General features: G+C 42.9%; 13 protein-coding genes. All 13 read right to left on the minus strand.

The window, feature by feature from the left end; genetic code table 11:
- Nucleotides 1-6 precede the first annotated feature (6 nt).
- Genes BLS35_RS04175 through BLS35_RS04230 form a run of 13 tightly spaced genes read right to left on the minus strand, consistent with a single transcriptional unit; the run spans nt 7 to nt 19,389 of the window.
- Nucleotides 7-1,449, minus strand: coding sequence for an alpha-L-fucosidase (locus BLS35_RS04175; RefSeq protein WP_090778091.1), 1,443 nt, complete (start codon nt 1,447-1,449; stop codon nt 7-9).
- Nucleotides 1,449-1,589, minus strand: a complete 141-nt coding sequence (locus tag BLS35_RS27660; protein WP_165973448.1) for a hypothetical protein — start codon at nt 1,587-1,589, stop codon at nt 1,449-1,451. The genes BLS35_RS04175 and BLS35_RS27660 overlap by 1 nt, the downstream gene beginning before the upstream one ends.
- Nucleotides 1,590-1,637: 48 nt before the next feature.
- Nucleotides 1,638-3,884: an SMP-30/gluconolactonase/LRE family protein gene (locus BLS35_RS04180; RefSeq protein ID WP_090778093.1), complete on the minus strand. Its 2,247-nt coding sequence runs from the start codon at nt 3,882-3,884 to the stop codon at nt 1,638-1,640.
- 9 nt (nt 3,885-3,893) lie between these two features.
- Nucleotides 3,894-5,648: an alkaline phosphatase family protein gene (locus BLS35_RS04185; RefSeq protein WP_090778095.1), complete on the minus strand. Its 1,755-nt coding sequence runs from the start codon at nt 5,646-5,648 to the stop codon at nt 3,894-3,896.
- Nucleotides 5,649-5,670: 22 nt separating this feature from the next.
- A complete protein-coding gene (locus BLS35_RS04190; RefSeq protein WP_090778097.1) occupies nt 5,671-7,128 on the minus strand; it encodes a M60 family metallopeptidase in 1,458 nt (485 codons plus the stop codon).
- 12 nt (nt 7,129-7,140) lie between these two features.
- Nucleotides 7,141-8,865, minus strand: coding sequence for a LamG-like jellyroll fold domain-containing protein (locus tag BLS35_RS04195; RefSeq protein WP_132226091.1), 1,725 nt, complete (start codon nt 8,863-8,865; stop codon nt 7,141-7,143).
- A 52-nt stretch (nt 8,866-8,917) separates the two neighbouring features.
- Entirely contained in the window at nt 8,918-10,519 is a 1,602-nt protein-coding gene (locus tag BLS35_RS04200; protein WP_165973447.1) for a DUF5008 domain-containing protein, read from the minus strand.
- Between the two features lie 48 nt (nt 10,520-10,567).
- The gene (locus BLS35_RS04205) at nt 10,568-11,308 is read right to left on the minus strand and encodes a fasciclin domain-containing protein (protein WP_090778104.1); all 741 of its coding nucleotides are present in this window, start codon (nt 11,306-11,308) and stop codon (nt 10,568-10,570) included.
- A gap of 24 nt (nt 11,309-11,332) precedes the next feature.
- The gene (locus BLS35_RS04210) at nt 11,333-12,886 is read right to left on the minus strand and encodes a RagB/SusD family nutrient uptake outer membrane protein (protein ID WP_254778651.1); all 1,554 of its coding nucleotides are present in this window, start codon (nt 12,884-12,886) and stop codon (nt 11,333-11,335) included.
- Nucleotides 12,887-12,899: 13 nt separating this feature from the next.
- Entirely contained in the window at nt 12,900-16,127 is a 3,228-nt protein-coding gene (locus BLS35_RS04215; protein ID WP_254778652.1) for a SusC/RagA family TonB-linked outer membrane protein, read from the minus strand.
- Nucleotides 16,124-17,155, minus strand: coding sequence for a DUF5007 domain-containing protein (locus tag BLS35_RS04220; protein WP_165973446.1), 1,032 nt, complete (start codon nt 17,153-17,155; stop codon nt 16,124-16,126). Before BLS35_RS04220 ends, BLS35_RS04215 begins: the two co-directional genes overlap by 4 nt.
- A 25-nt stretch (nt 17,156-17,180) precedes the next feature.
- On the minus strand, nt 17,181-17,852 hold the full coding sequence (locus BLS35_RS04225) for a fasciclin domain-containing protein (protein ID WP_165973445.1): 672 nt from the start codon (nt 17,850-17,852) through the stop codon (nt 17,181-17,183).
- 7 nt (nt 17,853-17,859) lie between these two features.
- On the minus strand, nt 17,860-19,389 hold the full coding sequence (locus BLS35_RS04230) for a RagB/SusD family nutrient uptake outer membrane protein (RefSeq protein WP_254778653.1): 1,530 nt from the start codon (nt 19,387-19,389) through the stop codon (nt 17,860-17,862).

Here is a 19,389-nt window from a genome sequence, read left to right on the forward strand (position 1 = left end):
TTGGGCTTATGTTTTTGCTTTGTCGTAAACATTCCCGCTTTCTTTTGCATTGCTTGTCGTTTCTAAAACAATCACAAAAGGCTGGTCTCCAGCATATTTTTTAAGGTGAATAAAATATTCGTTGGTATGAATCTCTTCTGTGGTTAAACTTTGTGTAGGCTGAGCTAGTGTGTATGCCTTAGTAATGCCCATTTTTGCAGGTAATTTTACACGGTAAGCTCCCGAAATTGGGGTATTGAATACAACCATGTATAGTTTATTGCTTCCTGTTTTTTTAGTGAAATACCCCCAATCCTGTTTTTCCAATCCGGCATACTGACAGTTGTAAATGGCTTCGTTGTTGATTTTCATCCAGTTACCGATTTGGGTTGCTAATTGCTTTTCTTCTTTTCTAATTGCCCCATCGCCCTGTGGACCAAAGTTCAGCACGAAGTTTCCACCAAGAGAAACTGATTTAGCAGTCATTTCAATCAATTCATTCGCGGTTTTAATGTGGCCTTTCCAGGCTTTGTTATACCCCCATTGATTTTCTGGAACAGTCATTACACAATCCCAATCGTTGCCATGCACGTCTTCTATTTTGTTAGGTAATTTACGTTCCCAACCTTGTTCGTAGTCGCCCATTAACACGTTATTCGAGTCGAAGTGACGCTTACCGTTTTCATCTGCACGGAAACGACTTCCGATGATGAGTCCTGGTCTAAGTTTGCGCATTTCTGTTTCCAGTTCATCTGCAAATTCGGCTTGTTTTACCCAGGATTTGTCCCAGGTACCATCAAACCATAAGCCTTTAGCAGTTGGGTACATGGTAAGCAGTTCTATCAGCTGGTTGCGGGTAAACTGTTTAAAGCCTTCAAAGGCAATGCTATCCTCTTTGGTTTTGATGTCATAACGCCATCCTGGATGGTTCCAATCCATTACAGAAAAATAAAGAATTACATCTATCCCAGCTTTATCATAAGCATCAACCAAAGGTTTCATGATGTCTTTTTTCCATGGGGAATTGGCAATGGTGTATGAAGTATACTTACTTGGCCATAAGCAGAAGCCATCATGGTGTTTAGTGGTGATGGTTACATATTTTGCGCCCATTTGCTTGGCAGTTGCGGCCCATTCTTCTGCGTTAAAATTTACAGGATTGAACTTGTAAATCAACGAATCGTAAGTAGATTTCGGGATACCATTCCATGAACGAATCCATTCGGCAGCACCGTTGTATTGTTTCCCATTCCACTCTCCCCCAGGGATTGCATATAGACCCCAGTGAATGAATTGCCCTAAACCATAGCCACGCCATTTTTGCATTACCTCATCGGTCCGTTTGCCAATACGGTGACTGCCGTGTTTTAGCTCAATTTTAGTTCCGGGAGCAATGGATCCCTGCGCCTGCACATCGCTAAACCATAGCCCTGCGCCTATTAATGTTAATGTGAGTAATATCCTTTTCATTATTGATTCCCGATTTTATAATAGTTCCTGACCACAGCTTTTCTTTTTATTGATTCTGTTTTATCCGTTATACTTAAAGCCAGAATCAATAAAGCATCTACAACAGCCAGAAGGAAAATGTAGTATTGGTAGGGTTCCATATTCTTAAGTTTAAGCAGGCATGTACTTACATGCCTGCGAGTGTTTGACTATTTCATTATTCTTATGCTATTATTTCCCTGGTCAGCGATAATAAATGCTCCGGTATAGGTATTGTATTTGATGCCCCATGGATTTGTAAAACGGGCGGATGCCGCAGCGCCGTCTGCATTTCCAGGTGTACCGGTAACAACTGCATTGTTGTTTCCCACAACTGAGGTCTCAGAACCAGCCACGTAGCTAAAAGTAGAAGCTCCGTTCTGTCCGCTAGCTACTTCTGATGCTAACTGAGAGATCATATGTGCCTGATCATTTGAGATAAATATCTTTCCTGCCTGGCTTATGAACAAACCTGACGGGTTGTTAAAGTTCGGCGCAATATTACCTCTTAATCCAGTCCTTACACTCGGTGAAGTATTTGTAGTAAATTTGATCAGCTGACTTCCCGTTGATTCAAAGGTATTACCGAATGCACCCACGTATAACAATGTTTTCGCAGGGTTTAAGGCAACTGCAACAGGATTATAAACAACACTTGAAGATAATGTAGTGACAGCATTACCAGCAGTTAACGCAATCTTTCGGATCCTGTTGTTTGCATAGTCCGCAACATATAAAAAGCCCTGAGTTTCATCTAGCGCAAGTCCTGCAGGTCTGTTAAACGTCGCCGCAGTTCCGTTTCCATCAGCAGTACCTGTAGCACCGGATCCTGCGATAGTGGTAACTGTAGCAACCATAGTTGAGGGGTTAATGCTGATCTTCCTGATTTTGTGTCCACTGTTATCTGAAGCATACAGTGTAGTTCCGGCATCATCCAAGGCAAGTCCCCAAGGCTTATTAAAGCTTGCACCTGTACCTGCGCCATCTGTCGTGCCGGCTGTACCGCTTCCTGCAAGAACAGTGGTATTCCCGGTTCGGCTCACCCGTACAATTCTATTGTTATTCTGATCGCAGATGTAAATGTTGCCACGCTTGTCAGGTACAACATCTGTTGGACTGGCAAGTGATATGGTATTATTCAGTTTAAGCGTAGTTATCTGTAAATCTGCAAGCGTAGGTTCAGCATATTTCGCAGTACCTGAAGTTAATGACAGATTTACATTTTTCGCTGCAGAACCAATATTCTGCGCGATCACAGTTTTATCCGAAAAGTATGGATCGCCGACCACTTCAAACTGCATTTCCCCTGAGAAAGGAACACTTACTTTTAATTTACCATCTTCGTCTGTTGCCGAAGTGGTTATTGCTGTAAATACAGTTTGGCCTGTCCGCTTATAGCTTACTTTAACGTTAATGCCTGGCAGAATCTGCGAATTACTTTGATCAAGTACGCTGACTTCAACCTGAGCAGTGGGGGTCAACGCCTTTGAGAGCAGTGTAACTGTTCTGTTTCTTTCATAGGCCATTCTGCTTATGACCTCAGCGGACAAATTATAAAGGTCGTCTGCCGTATAAATCCTCACTTCTCCGGAGTATGGTGCATTGAGGACCAGCTTTCCATCTTTATCAGTAGTTCCCGTAAGTCCAATATCTTTAAACGCCACCTCTCCTGTTAGCTTCTGTTGTATAGCTATACTTACATTTGCCAGAGGCGCGCTGTTATCCTTATCTAATACGGTAATTTCTACTGGCACAGTCAAAGGTTTCAATTCCGCTTTTAATACAAGCTTTTCACCTCTCACATTTTTGAGATTGGTTTTAAGAGTATCTGGGAAATACTTAATGGTATCCCCAACGACTACACGTACCTCATTCGGATATGGAAGAGATACAATGAGCTTACCTGATGCATCGGCATTTTCCGATCCGGTGGATAGGTAAACAGTCTGCCCGGGTGCACGACTGCCTATTGCCAGAGCAAAACCAGGCAAGGCGACATTTGCTTTGTCAGTCACCGTAATATCAAGCGGTGCCATCCCAAATTTTGGGGTAGTATGTAAGGTTACTTTCCCACCACTTTCGGTTGCAAATTCTAACTCCTGTGCACCGCTATGGTAATAGGTTGTATCAACATCTATTTTTAAATAATTAGGATAAGGAAGCTCCATGATGAGCTGTCCCGAGGCATTGGTACGGATTGTATCGATCTGTACGTAATCTCCCTTAGGTGATATTTTGCGACTGACAATAACTTTAACTCCCGCTACGGGCAACTGATCGTCGTCGTTAACCACAGAAACACTGAGCGCCGCTTTTAAAACCGGAACGACTTCCATGGAGTCTGTAGCCAGCTTTTTACAGGCCAGAACCACTACAAGTAGCAATAACAGCTGAAATGATTTATATATTTTTTTCATATTGAAACGCTATTTAATGAACTCAGATTCGTAAGTGGATAGGAAAACTTTACCATCAAGCTTCCATCGGTCTTCTATGGTAACACCATACCAGTAATATAACTGGGCGGCGATGTCTGTATTTCTCAAGGCGAATTGGCCGGGAAGAATTGGTACTGGTGTACCGCAGGTTGGTTTCTCCAGGAAATCCCAGATGTAATTACCCGTTAACTCCATATCTTTCCCTTCAGCCAGCGGACTATAATTTTTAAAATGAGATAGCCCATCGTTACATGGCCAGTACCCGATAAGATTGGCATAATATGGATCGGATGAATTGACCACATCAGCACATGCATCTTCCAGAATTTTGCTTTCCGGTAACGCCGTGTTCCAGATACGAATGTTCGAAATGGCTTGGTTGGTATTGTTACCAAAGCCAGTTTTCCAGCCTGCAAAAAGATCTGCTGGAGCAGTGATATCCTCGCCTGTAATTTCCAAAGGTGCTGAAGCTTTTACACCGTCCTGAAAAAGGACAACGAAACGCTTGCTTCCCTCCATATAAACTCTAGCCGCCAGTGTATACCATTTGTTAATCACCATTGCAGGAACTGCTCTCAGATCAGCCGTATTTACAGCTTTAGCTGTACCTCCTGTAGCCCTTCTGATTCCAAATCTCCAGGTACCATTTGAACCATTGTGTATGAACCACCATCCCGGATTGCTGTTTGCAGGACTATTAGATTTAAAGAATATGGTAGAATTCTGAGTTCCAAAAGCCTGAATTCTTAATCTGAATTCTAACGTATATCCTCCGGTTAAACCAAGATCATATAAAGCGGCATTTGCTAGTGGCAGTTTAGCGGTTATTCCGCTTTCTGTAAACTTCACCCCATCCAGCGCTACCGGAGGAACGATTTCCTGAGACTTGAAGCTGGGATTGTAGTACAAGGTCAGCACATTTCTCTCCCGTTCCCGGTTAGCGATATCACCAAAGCTTTTACCTGTACCTCCATGGGTAGAGGTCACTACCACAAGCCACTCTTCATCGCCATAAGTTTTTCTACCTTTAATTACGTCAAGCAATTCACCAATGTAGCCGTCTGTTTTTAATATCGCATCTTTATATTCAGGAACATTTGCGGAGAACCCGAAGCTTTGACCTGCCTTGTTCACCTCATTAAAGTTAACAATGACAAGATCGTCACTTACCGACTTCAGTTTAACAATAGCCGTGTCTTTCGCGGCAAGATCATTTGATACGGCGATAGACTGGTCTGCATAAATCATTAATTTATTATCCAGTTGAGTCCATGGTGTAATCGCCGAAGTACGGCGGATTTTGCCTGAGGCCTGCAGCCTTTCGATCAGTGTTGGCCAGGAAGTGGCAGCGTCATGTTCATGACCATCATCGTTGGGTGGTACATCAAATGAATCATCTATGATACCGTGTTTACCAACACCTACTCCTGTCATGATGTTTTTCCATGTTCCGGCATCACTTGGTATAAAATCCGAAAGTGCATTCCAGCTATATTTGCTATTGTTCAGCATTGCCGTCAGTTTTGGTGGAGCTATCGCTTTAACCTCTGCACCTGTGGCTCCATCAATGACAACAAGTAAAACTTTTCTTCTTTTTTTCGATGCGTCCTGTGGCTCTTCATTCACGTAGGGCGGATCAAAATACTTTTTACAACCTTGCAGACAGAACAGCACTACTACCATTGCAATGGTAGCCACAATTAAAGTGTTCAGTCTGTTGGTAGAGTTTTTTATATTTTTCATGACTATGAATTTATATACGCGTTTATTTACTTGGATCGAACAACCATACCTGCTCGGTTAATAATGGAAATTTCGCGGCAATCTTATTTTTTGAAACACTGCTCACATATAGTCCCCACTGCTTCATAAAAGGTTCCATATCTTTTTTGGTCCATTCCGAAAGGCGCTCGTAAAAAAAGTCCTTTTTATCCTGATCGTTTCCGGCTCCAAACCTTGCCATACGGGCTTCTGTACAGAGGTAAGTCATAAAATCATACCCATATTTTTCAAACACCTGAATAAAGAACCCCATGCGGGCGTCATTACTGGCACTACTAAATAGTTTTGTATTTCCTCCTGTATTCGTAGCTGATGCAAAAGCAATTGCTGCAGGCATAGCACGATAAAGGTTGCTGTGCTTATATCCATGTCTGTTGGTGATTTTTAACGAAAAGAGGTTGTTCGACACTTCCCCTAAATCCGACCAACTCCAGGTTGATCCCATTTGCATATTGTGCCCAATCTCGTGATAAGTCCCCCAGTTAGAACCAACCACAAGGCTCAGCGTAACCGCCTGCTTATAATAATTTTCATTTGCTGTCGCAACCACAGGATAGCCGGAATGCTGCGCACCCACACTTGGCTGAATGTCGTGAACGATTCTCCATGGCAATGTTGGATTTCTGTTTCTTACATCTGCCGTAGTTTCAGACAGCCCATACCATTCCCAGTAACTGTGCAGAATTTCTTCATCCCAGGCCGTCATCAAAGCTGTAGGACTTTCTATAGGAAACTTAACCAGCTTTTCTGTTGGAAGTGTAAAAATCATGCGTTTGCTGCGCAGTTCAAACCAGGGTACTTTTGTTTTCGCAACCATGGCCTTCCATTCCGCATCTGTTGTTTCACCCAATACAAAATCAGGTGACTTAACCGCCCCGCTAAAAAACAGGTCTACCTTACGACCAAGTGGCCTGTCGGGAATAATAAAAATTGTACCCCCAAAAAGGTTCCGTACATAATTTATACCTGGGAATAACTGCAGCCGGGTATAAATTATTGGTGCCCTTTGCAATGGTGATAAACCCGTAAGATTATCATCATGTGCCCCAACCTGTACCGCCAGTCCGTAAGTATCAGCCGGCACTTTGATGGTGACGAGCTCTCCGGGGGCCGCGTACGTTCCGGTACTAAACCAACCTTGCGGAACCACACTGATCCTCAGGTCACTTGATCTAACCTGGATATAGTCAAGATCCAATGTCACCTTATAATCCTTAAGTCTGGGCTCTTCAACGCCTACCATGCCGGGAAAAACCCTGGCGGCATTAAACTGCGACTTATCAACTTTAGACATCGATGTGTCTAATACCAAATCAAATGTATCTTTGGGGTGATTTCCATCAGTCGTACCATCAGGATACATCACTCCATAATTTTTTGTACAGCCCACTACCAGGGCAATCAGGGCTAAAGCAATTGTGCTGTTAACTATCTTCTTCATCTTTGCTCAGGTTTAAGGATTAATACTTCTATAGGTAGGCACCCAGGTTTTACCATCCAGGTTTAAACCCAAAGATTGTATGCCCATCCATCCGAATATGAAACTGGGAATGTCAATACCGTTAGGCATCCGGGTATAAATATCATCCGGAAGGTCCGAGCAAAGGTTTTCACTCAATTCATTAAATGGTGTCCAGGAATAGGCTCCCGTTAGTGTAAAGTTTCTTTTACTAGGGCTATGATCCATTAACTGGTTTCCTATTCCGTCCATAGATGGCCAGTAGCCAATCAGATTTTTATAATAAACGTCAGTAGGTTTCACGTCCGTTTTACAATAATTAGCAGCGATGTAATCATCTGAAAGCGCTGTATTATAAATCCGTACATCAGTAATCAATTTAGATGCATCATTACCGGTTGTATAAGAAGGAGAATAGCCAATATTTAAGGGAGCTGTGGTTGAAGTACCGTTTGCTGCCTGAGCGACTGTACTGTTTAACACCCCATTTGTAAAGACCTTCATACGCCTGGTAGTTCCATCCATATAAAGTTTACCAGTTAAGGTATACCAGGTGTCCAGGTCAAGCGCAGGTCCTGTTGCCGAAGTTCCTGCAAGCTGCATTCTCCAGTTGACAGAACCGTTACTCAATATGAATGACCAGCCGGCTGTTGAATTGGCGGTATTGTCAGATTTAGCAATGATTGCCGGATTTAAATCACCTCTTTTCAAAAGCTTCATCTTTAACTGAACAGTATATTCTCCGGTAGTCCCAAAATTATAGATTGCAGACTCACTCACAGGGATTGTTCCGAATATGGTTTTTGAGCTATAAACGATCGCCTTCCCTTCGTAAGGAACAGCTGCAGCATTTGGCCTTGAGAAGAACTGATAACTAAACCTCGAATTGTATAAAAGCGTAAAGCTGTTTAACAATGGATTGCTAAATAAAGAACCGTCATTTTGTGCTGGTGGAATGCTGAAGTTTCCACCTTGATTAGAAGCTACAACAATCAGCCAATTCTCAGCTTCATAGCTTTTTCTTTGTTTCAACGTATTAACCATTTCGTTGATGTCATCAAAAGTCTGATAAATAGCATCACTATAAGCTTTCACACTTGCATCATAACCATATTGCTTACCTGCCCGGTCTACGCCGCTAAACTCGGCAAGTACGACCGTTGCCTTTTCCTCCTTCAATTCATTGATTACCGCATTTTTTACAGCTGCATCATCGTTATTAAAACTTAAGTTCACATCTGCATTGCTCACCAGATTTGTACTGAACACCGGGGTCGAAGCAAAAGCAGCTGTACGCAGACTGGCATTTTTATCTTTGATGTATTTAAAGAACATGGGATAGTTAGCCAGGTTATTGCCTGAAAAATCAGCTTTAGTCACCTTGTGCTTATTTTTCTTCACGCCCGTTAGCATGTCTGCCCAGGTAGTGGCGGGCAATCCGCTCTCATCACTTACAGAAGCATAGCTCTGAAGGGAATTGTCTTCCAGATCAGGGACTCTAATCGCCTTTGTCGCATTAACACTTGCCCCCCTTGCTCCGTCCACGATGATGTAAAGTACTTTTGGCGCTCTATATCCGGTAAGACTATCTGACTTGGCAGACAAGTCAATTTTATTTTCAAAATCCTTATTGCAAGACATAAGGGTCAGCAGGCAAAGTACCAGTAAAGGCATGCCAGACACCAGGGTTCTTTTTTTATACAGCCGATTTTTTATCATTTCTTTATTTGTTAATGTTAACAGATAGGTTCCTATGTTTTGTGATACGCTTTTAAGGTTCATACACGACCTTGATGATATTTGGCACTGCACGGTTATCGAACTTAAGGATGAAGCCTGCCATAATGAAAGCAGGAAATCCCTGTGGTGAAGTTGTCTCATATATATCATTTACGATTCCCTGGAAAACACCTGTTGTGTTGTAACCCGCAGCAAGCGTTCCGTCTGGATTCAATACCATAAAACCCTGCCTAATGACCCCGTTATATTTGTTGAATGAACCTGTAACGATAACCAGCCCGTTAGATAATTGTGCAGAGAAATTGACGCTTCCGCCCTCCATTGTTCCCATAGTAAACGAGTCATCAACCGATCCGTCTTTTTTCAGCATAACAATACCGTTAACGGCTTTACCGTTGAAACTTTTGAAAGCCCCTGAAACGATGTATTTCTGGGTAGTCGCGTTGAAACGAATGCTGCCAATAGGCCCGTCAGCTCCAGCCCCCACCAGAAAGGTAGGATCGATCATCCCGTTGTTGTCTACCCGTGTAATCCTGTTTACACCGGTTCCCTGGAAACGTGTAAAGCTACCCACCAGGATCACCTTTCCGTCGGCCTCCATAAACGCATCATTGATGCTACCATTCGGCTTCTCATAACTGGTTTTGGTTGTAGGATTAAAATTATAGCTTTCATCCAGCTTGCCATTTGCTTCCAAACGCATCAGCATATCCATTGGGGTATAACCAATAACTTTTCTGTCGCGTGTAGAACGCTCGTAGAAATACTCGCCATAGTTGCTAAAATTGCCGATCAGGATACTTTTGTTGTTGTAGACGAATAATTTTCGCACAGATCCTGTCACTCTTCCATTAAATGCAGCTACAGTATCAAAGCTGTTTTTCGGCTGCAGGGGTGTAAGGTTAACGACTTCAACGATGGTACTATCTAAGGACCCATTTCCATTCAAACGGGTCAACCCACCAATACTTTTCCTGTTGTTATAACTTGAGAATGTACCTCCGATCATATATTGCCCCGTTGTTAACCGGGCTATGCTATTTAACGAACCATCAGAACCCAGTCCGGAAGCAAACGAAGGCAGATAATCTCCATCAGCATTGATCATTACAATATTGTTAATCGGTCTTTTGAGTGAAGCCTTCTTTTCATAATCCGTGAAACCGCCAACCAGTATCATATTCCCATTTGTCAAAGGCATAATCTGACTAACATTTCCGTTGGGTCCGATTACGGGTTTAAAGGTCGCATCATAGGCGATTTTACCGGAAACCGTGAACTGGGGACCGAAGAAAATCTGCCCGTCCACGACAATTGTAAAACCACCTGAGCTGGAACCCACTGGCAGTTTGATTTTGATCGTTTTGCTGGTAACCTCCATTATCTCTGCTTCAGTATCATTCATATAGCATTTTACCTTGTCTTTATAGGGGAGCAACCCTGAGATAGCAAATACCATTTGTGAGCCCACTGAGCCATAGGTAGGCTTGGGTGGTTCGTTTAAGAACCTGATGCCAAGGGCTTCTTTCCCTCCGGCATACGGGTCTTCCGTAAGTTGCGTTGATTTTTTACAGGATGAGAAAGCCATCGTAAACAGGAGCAATCCTATGAAATACCTTAGGTTACTTTTCATCGTTTGATTGTTTTGAGTTTTATTGAACATATTATGATCTCCTGTGAGTTATTCTCCAATACCATTTTCAAGCGCTACCGTAATAAAGTTATAGGGGTAAAAGCCAAAGAAATGGTTACTGAATTTTATCGCGTGAACGATTCCGTTAGTTGGATTGATATCTGATGAAGATACCTTCGCATTGATCCAGAAAGCCTTGGGATAAGCCAGATCAGGAATATAAGATAACATCAGCTGACGGTATCCCCCATATTTAATGGTCGTCCGGTTGTCAACCGGCCCGTTAACCGCATCGTTAAAAACCACGCCGATGTTCATTGGTTTACCATTATAGGCCAGATATCCCTGTCCGGAATAAGTATCCAATGCCAGCGTATCTACCTGACGGTAATCCTTAAGACGGTTGCTCCCTTTAAAAATATACATAGACAGCATTTCTTTCCATGCTTTAGGCTTAATATCGGATAAAGTCCTTACGGAGTCTCGTCCCGTTAGCCTGAGGTAAGCATTTAAGTTATCTATCACTGCTCCGATGGAAGGGTCCTGTGGTGCAAAAAAAGTAATCTCCTCTTTACTGAATACGTCTTCCATTCCCGCAAGGCGGATCACCTGGCTTAACGTATCGAATTGAAAAGGTTTCGAATCCAGGTATTGCATGATGCTACCGTCAAATTTCGCGTTGGTAATGCCAGTGTCCTCGTAGTGCTCAAATTTTTTACATCCTGTTAAGATGAAGGCTATACATGCAATGAATGTGAGCACTTTTATAATCATTTTATATTTATACATCTTCTGTTTTTTAAATAAGGAAAACTATTGCCAGTAACTATTTAATGTCATGTATGGGTTATTTGCAAGGGCAGTGCTGCTAATTGGCCAGGTCCATGCTTTAGAAATAAATGCAGAGAACGAGAGCGGACTATAACAATATGTTGGATTCATAATTTTCCTCGTGCGTACCAGGTCGTAGAAATAGTGCCCTTCACCCAGTAATTCTTTGCAACGCTCATAGTAGATGGCATCTTTGATCTTACCTTCTCCGGGATTTGCGGGGAACAGATCTGCACCTGCGCGAGCTCTGATACGATTCAATAGAATTTCGGCAGGTCCATCTTCGCCCAATTCAGCCAGTGCTTCCGCGTGAAGCAGCAATACATCCGCATAACGGAAAATGATCGGATTGTCATCGTCCCCTTGTGTTGGGGCTGCGCGATTAAAGAATTTGTAGATTATTGCTTTCCCCGTTTCGTCATAAATATCTGCAATATCAAACCAGACATTCTTTCTGCGGTCTGCAACAGTCTCCGGAAAAATCTTTTTCATATAGTCTGACTTGAACGCAAACTCGCTCTGCAGGCGATCTGTTGAGGTCAGAAATGGCAGGTGGGCAACCCCATTTGAAAATTTATATCGGCGGTCACCGCTTACCTCACCCGAGTTATTACTCAGCTGAATCTCAAAGAGACCTTCCTGTGAACGACCGAACATCACCAGGTAAGTTTGCTCAATTGGCAGTAAGGTATAAGCACCTTGTTCTGCTTCACCGATATTCTCTATTTCTTTACCCAGATCATCCACCGCACGGTAATAGCTATTGGTATTTGCCTGATCGAAGCCTGCACACCACATATTCATGTGCATCATCAATGCAATGGCACTGCCACGCATTGCCCTTACCGCACGGTTTGCCGGATCTTTGTAAGTCCATGGTAAATCATTTTTCACTTTATCCAGATCGGCGATACAATTCTTTAATACGGTAACCATATCTGTTCTGGGAAGCGGTTCCTGGTTGTAAGCATTCGTATAATAAGGAACATCGCTAAACAGCCTTACTAAGAAAAAGTAAGAGAGGCATCGCATGAATACGGCTTCGCCTTTATATTGTTTGCGGTTAGCTTCTGAAAACGCGGGATCCTGAATGCGGTCTACTTCTTTATACAGGATATTCGCAGCTTGTATCGTTTTATAAAATGGCTTCCAATCGGGAATCAGGTCATAACGTGCCCTTGCCTGGTACCATTCCAGACTGGCATTGTAGTCTGGACGCGTACGTGTAGCATCCGCAGCAAGGAGCTTTTTCATGTTATTTACAGCCAGGTAATCCAAATCGTAACGTTTTGGGTTCACTGATGTGGCCTTGCCAGGTCCGTTACGGTAATCGCCCATGGCCAACATGATACTGGACATAGTTGAGGCCCTAAACAAACGGTACACATCTTTTGTGAAATCTTCCGCATCTTTTGATGTTTTCCAGAAGTTATTGCCCGACAAGCTGGTAACCGGTTCTACATTTAAGAACTTTTTACAGCCTGGGTTGGCAATCAAAATCACTAATAAGGGTAAAATGTATAAGATCTTTCTCATAATAAGTTTCATTTTAAAACTGAACATTAAGACCAATAGAATAACTGCGTCGACTTGGATATCCTGCGGAGTTGTCCCTGCCCAGATCCGTTACGTTTTCAGGATCGGGACCGGTGTAATTGGTGAAGGTGTACAGGTTATTTCCTGTGCAGTATACACGCATAGAGGTTACACCAAGGCGTGAGGCCAGTTTTTTGTCGAAAGTATAAGCCAGCGTAAGGGTATTGATCTTTAAGTAAGATCCATCTTCCTGGAACATGGTCTGGTCGTACCTGTACGGTAAAAACAAGGAGCCTCCTTTAACGAAGTCCGAATAAGCTCCATAGCGTAGAAAGCTATAAGGATCCGGATAAGTAGCTACATCGCCTGGTTGTTTCCAGTAGTCATACTGCGCTATAGGAACCAGGTTATTCTGTTCAGCTGGATTCGCAAAATTCTGGAAGCGCTGAGCCAGGGCATTGTTTAAGATATCTCTTTTTAAGGTATAGGAAAGATTGATATTTGCTGAGTACGGCCCCCAGGAGAAGAATGAAGAAATACCACCGGTAATTTGCGGGAATGAGTTTCCAGCAATCACAAGATCTCTTTCATCCAGTTTATAATCCCCGTTGATATCAGCCCAGTACGGATCACCTCCCTGGAAGAAAACGGTGGTATTGCCATTCTTTGTGCTGTATCTTTTACCTGTCGCAGGATCAACAGCCACGTCGTCTGTGGTACTGTATACCCCTTTTGTATTGTAGAGGACGTTAGACAAACTGTTACGCCCCAAACGGTAAAGTATAGACTGGCCCGTTTCTTTATCCTTCTGTAGGATCTGACGAACACCGTCGGGCAAGCCTGTCAACACGTCTTTGTTAATCGCGCCGTTAAATGAAACTGTCCAGTTGTAATCGCTGTTTTTAGCCAAAGGCCTTACAGTTAAGCTAAACTCATAACCATAGTTAACCAGGCTCACTTCGTTGGTTTTAATTTTACTAAACCCATTGTGATCGGCCAGCGCCTTTTGTCTGAGCTGATTATCTACCATTTTATAATAGGTATCGAAAGTGATCTGGTATTTACCTTCAAACAATCCAACATCAAGCCCTGCATTAAACTGAGTGGTTACTGTTGGGCTAAGTGAGGTGTTTGGCAGGTTCTCAAAGTTCACACCTATCGCCTGCGAACCATTATATACCCCACTAAAGTTATAAGATCCAAAGGCGTCAAATACAGTTCCGTTCGGTACAATGTTCTTTCCCCAGCTGGTACGTATGGAACCATAATCCAGCCATTTTGAGGTGGCCAGCAGGTTTTCCTTATTAAAGTTCCATCTTAAGCCGACAGATGGATTTTTAGACCATGGCACATCTGGCCCGGCATTAGACACGCCGTCCCAGCGATAAGAAAGATCAATTACATATTTTTTATCGTAGTTGTACGACACTGAGGTTGCCAATGCCGCAGAACGCGAAGCAGAATAATTATCGAGTATACCGCCTCTTGAAAGATTGGCATCAAAACCTAAAGGCCCCTGGTACTGGTCATTGGGTGTCTGAAGCTGATTGATCGTCCCAGCCTGGTAATTACGGATGTACATCTCATTGAAGGCAAAAACACTGATGTTGTGTTTCTCTTTGAATGATTCCGTAAAGTTGATCATGTTACGGTTGTACAATACACTCCGTCGCTCGTTAAAATTGTAAACGATGGCTGTATTGTTGTTTAATACCGCTGGCTTATAGATATCGGCTGTACCATTGTTATAATCGTAATTCACCACACTGGTTAAAGACAGAGATTTAAGAAACTGATAACGTCCTTCAAGGTTGGTTTTAATATTTCCTGTTTTATTATTGTTATCGGTTAAAAATACACCTGTCGCATCACCGGAACTGCTAAATAAGGATGGTGGCGGCAAAAGGGAAGATGCGGAACTCCCCGAGGCTACTCCTGTCTGCTGCACGCCATTTCCACTCCCCTTTTTACTGATCCCCATGGCACTGGACACATTCGCGAACAAGCGGAACTTTTGACTGGGCTGATACAGTACGTTCATACCGAGTGAGTATCTCTTTAAGCCCGTATTCTCAATAATCCCTTTTTCATCATAATAGCCTACGTTCACTTTGTAGTTAAAATTCTGATCACCTCCGGAAGCATTGATATTGTGTGTCTGATTTAAAGTAGTTCTGAAGAACACGCGCTGCCAGTCGGTTGAATTGTTGAAAAAAGCATTTAAACTATCCGAAAGGAATGGGTTGTTATCAATACGTTCCCTTCCTGTAAAAATAGTAGAATCATTGTTCATGATTTGCCTTATTCTGCTGTCACGCTCACCCTTCCCTCCGATCACAGACCTTAATTTAGGGGGCGTATTTACAAAAAGGTTGGTTACATACTGGATAATAGGCGTTTTAGATTTACCTCTTTTGGTGGTGATCAGGATTACACCATATGCCCCCTGTGAGCCATACAACGAGGTTGCCTGTGCATCCTTTAAAAGCGTAACTTCTTCTATGTCTTCTGGTGGTATTAAAGACAATGGGCTGATACCTGGTCCGCCTTGTGAGAAACCATATTCATAGTTTGAGTTGGCATCAAGCGGTACCCCATCAATTACAAACAACGGTGAAGTTGGGGTTAGGAAAGCGTCGTTACCAGAACCCTGAATATCGATACTAGATAAACCACGCACGAAGATGGATCCACGGGCCCCCGGGCTCCCACTGTTATTCTGGATATTTAAACCTGCGATTTTACCTTGCAACAGCTCCATCACGTTGGCAACCGGAACATCCTGGAGTGCTTTACCACTTATGGTGGTGGCTGCTCCTGTTAAAACTTCCTTGGTTTTTGTATTGTAACCTACCGTAATTTTTACCACATCAAGGTTGTTGCTCGATTCCTGCATCATTACTCTGAAATCGGATTTTGCCACAGCCTTAATGGTTTGGTTGGCGAAGCCGATATACCTGAATACCAAGGATGCATTTTCAGGCACATTCACCGAGAAATTACCCGCGTTACCACTGCTAGCAATTACTTTTAAGGGCGTGCCAGTTGAGATCGTTACTCCCGGAAGTCCGAGATTAGTGGATTTTTCAATAACAGTTCCCTTCACAACAACCATTTTCTGGGCAAATGCCGGAACTGTTGCCGAAAGAATAATGATAAATACCTTAAACAAGTGCTTCATAGCCATATTTTGTTTTAGCGTGTTTAGCTTAAATATTTTTTTATCTCTATGTTTCATCATTCGTTCGTGAATTTTGGGTTGTCCCGGGTAAACGAAAAGATAATTTCCCACTCTCCCTTTTCATAGATGTTAAAATTGAAGCTCATATCGGCGGTTTCCTTTATCCCTCCGAAACCCAGACGGTCATAAGAAAACTTAAGGGTGGCTTCTTTCCCATCAACTGTAGTGTAAGCCGTTGGAATCTCAACCAGTGGTATTGGATAGGCGACATTGTATTTTACGTAGCTGGCTGTCTTTTCCATATTGAAACCGTGTACCAATTTATTCCAGGCGGTTAAGTTGAACTTTGCGGGGTCAATGCTTTGCCCGATACTATCCAGGAAACGGAAAGTGAGCGAGCTTCCAGTGCTCCCCTGTTTTTTGTTAAAGTCGACTTTTACATCACCGATGGTAAGTGGATCTCCGGTACGTTGCGCCTTAAAATTATTGATTGAATTTAACCGGATTGGTGCATTGCTGCTTGCCCCACTAATGGCATCGATTCTGTTAGGCTCATAAGCGCGCTCCCTATAGGCCTGAAGCTTCAGGTTATTAAAATACCTGCGTCCGCCATTGTTGGTTACTTCTACATCGAAAGTATAGCCTGAATCAGGAAGAGCCTTGAGTACCCTCGAATTTGAGGCTGCCCAGAGTATAAATTCTCCTGAGTGCTCCCTGATCTCAAAAAGTGGGTGTTGTTCTATCGCTCTTTTATTTTCGATTTCTTCCAGTGAGGTTTCCTTTCCCGTATATGCTTTTTTCCAAACCAGCACATCAAATGGCTTGATAAGTTCTGGTGCAATGATACCATCGCTATTTCTTGGATTAACTATTTTAAAGGTTAAGGGCTGTGACGAACTTTGTGCGTCAAAATTGTCACTCATTAATGTTGTACGTCCCATTACAGGCTTGTATAGCGTTTGTGTAAAGCGGGCTTCTGTATTGAAGTAATCGCGGTCTGTAGGCAGCAGCTTTTTACAGGCACCTATCAATGTAAGGGCAAACAGTATCGGCACTGCTCCTGAAATAATATGTTTTTTGTTGATCATAACTTTGCTAGCTAAAACTCCCTGATTATTTATTAAGCCTTCTTGTAAATTCGCTAAACCCAAATTCGTGTGATGGAGAAAGCACATGGACAACCGCATTGGTGGTGAAAATATTTACGGCCTGGGTATTTGTCCGTTGCCATTCCACGATATATTGTGATCGTTTTACATCACTGTAAATGATACTTTTTGGACCCCCGTTTACAAAACCGTATGCGTTTGCACTCTTGTCCTGTCCATGCATTTCATAGTGGTATTTTATCGTGTTTAACAGCACTCCTTCAGTCAAGACCAAGCTGTCCGTGGTAAACTTGCCGGAAATAAAATAGCGGTTAGCCAATGAATCCAACTCTTTTATGTTTGCTGTTGCCAGGCCCAGAACTGGTTTGTTTTGTGATTTCCTAACTGTATTTAAATTTTGCAAAGCGAGGACAAAACTGCGGTTTGTTGGGGCAAAAAGCGTGAATGTTGAAGATGTACTCAAAGTATCCTTTAACCAGGTGATGCGATCAACAACCTTAAGCAGGGAATCGTAAACGCCAGGCTGTGACTTCAGGTAGGCGTAAACATCTCCTTCGTATACATTTACCTCGTTTTCAAAATTATATGCACCTTCTTCTTTTTTGCATGCTGCAAAAAACAGCGTTGCTGCAAATAATAAAGTAAGGCCTTTAAATAGGTTTAATTTTCTTTTCATAATTTGATTACCTCCAGAATTCATTTTGAACCAATAAAGAATTGCGATTGAGTACATCCTCTGCGATTGGCCAGAAGATACCATTGGTACTGATGAGCTTGTTGAACTCGGTATTGTTCCGTTTAATCCGGTTGTAACGGACCTGATCGTACCAATTCCATCCTTCACCAATGAGCTCTCTCTTACGTTCTTTAAAAATGGCATCTATTAACCCACTGTTGGGGCCGGTATAACGGGCAAGTCCGCGTGCAAGTCGTACGTTATCCAGGGCATCAATGGCTGGTTCCACGTTTCCGATCACGGCCATAGATTCCGCATACAATAAGCTGATTTCTTCCAGACGGGTGAAAACAATTGCAGAACTGAACAAACCGAGAGAACCATCAGTTGAAGCGTTACGGATGCATTTAATTTTACTGAACACGGTGCTTGCACTTCCGAAATTCGCAAAGAAATCAGTTACAGCACGCCCTGTCAACGGGTTGATAGAAAACCGCTGGTCTTTATCTTCGTTATAGATAGACAGGATGGTTGCGTCAGGAACATAAATCTGTGGAACTGGCTTGGTCACCAATGGCGCAGCAAGCGTGAGGTCTTCAATATGGCCAACGATACTGGCTTCCCGATCGCTCCAGGCAAAAGGAACACCAAATATCTGCGACGGATTTTTATCATAGAAAAGACCGTCGACCTTCGAAATCCCTGCTGTTAGGGTATAACTGGCTCCGGAGCTCTGATAATACGTCAATACGAAGTTGGCGTAGCCCGAAGCATCAATGTATTTCTCATTCCATGCGGCTATATGTGCCAGGATAGCATATGCGGATATTTTTGTTAACAATACCCCACTCCAATAGGTAGTGACTTGTCCGTAATACAATCCCGGGAAAACAGGGTCTATTACCGATCCATATCTAAAGGGAAGATCATTCACCGCTTTTAGCAACTCACTTTCTGCATAACCCAGTACCGCTTCTTTCGGAGCACGTGCTTTCTTTTCAAAGTTCCCATCGCTGGAAGAAGTGATCAGAGGCACATCACCCCAGATGCGCGTCATGTAGAAATAGGCAAAAGCACGCAAGGCCCTCATTTGTGCGATATCTACCTGATAATTTTTCTCCGTGTATTGCCTGTCGTTTTCCAATACTTCGTGTGCACGTTCGATGAATATGCTGGCACTATTGATCACGGCATAAAACCTGCGCCAATTGCTAAGTGACTGCACTACAGGATAGGGCGCATTTAAATTACCACCGATCACAGCCTTCAAATCAAGGCGGGAAGTAGCTTTAAAATCACCGTTTCTGAGTTCTCCATATAGCCAGTGGCCATTATTATCGGCCATTGCTGCGCGAAGCAAGCCATAAGTGCCCAGTAATGCAGAGCGGGTATCGGTAATTGATTTCCAATGGTTTTCCTCATTAACCAGGTGAGAAGAAGGAACGTCCAGCTGTTTATTACATCCAGACCCCAATAATCCTATGATCATTACTACCGTAAGGACGCGAAAGGGGATAGTTATTTTAGTAAACATCAT

It is taken from the genome of Pedobacter sp. ok626 (assembly GCF_900100435.1).
Lineage (GTDB): Bacteria > Bacteroidota > Bacteroidia > Sphingobacteriales > Sphingobacteriaceae > Pedobacter.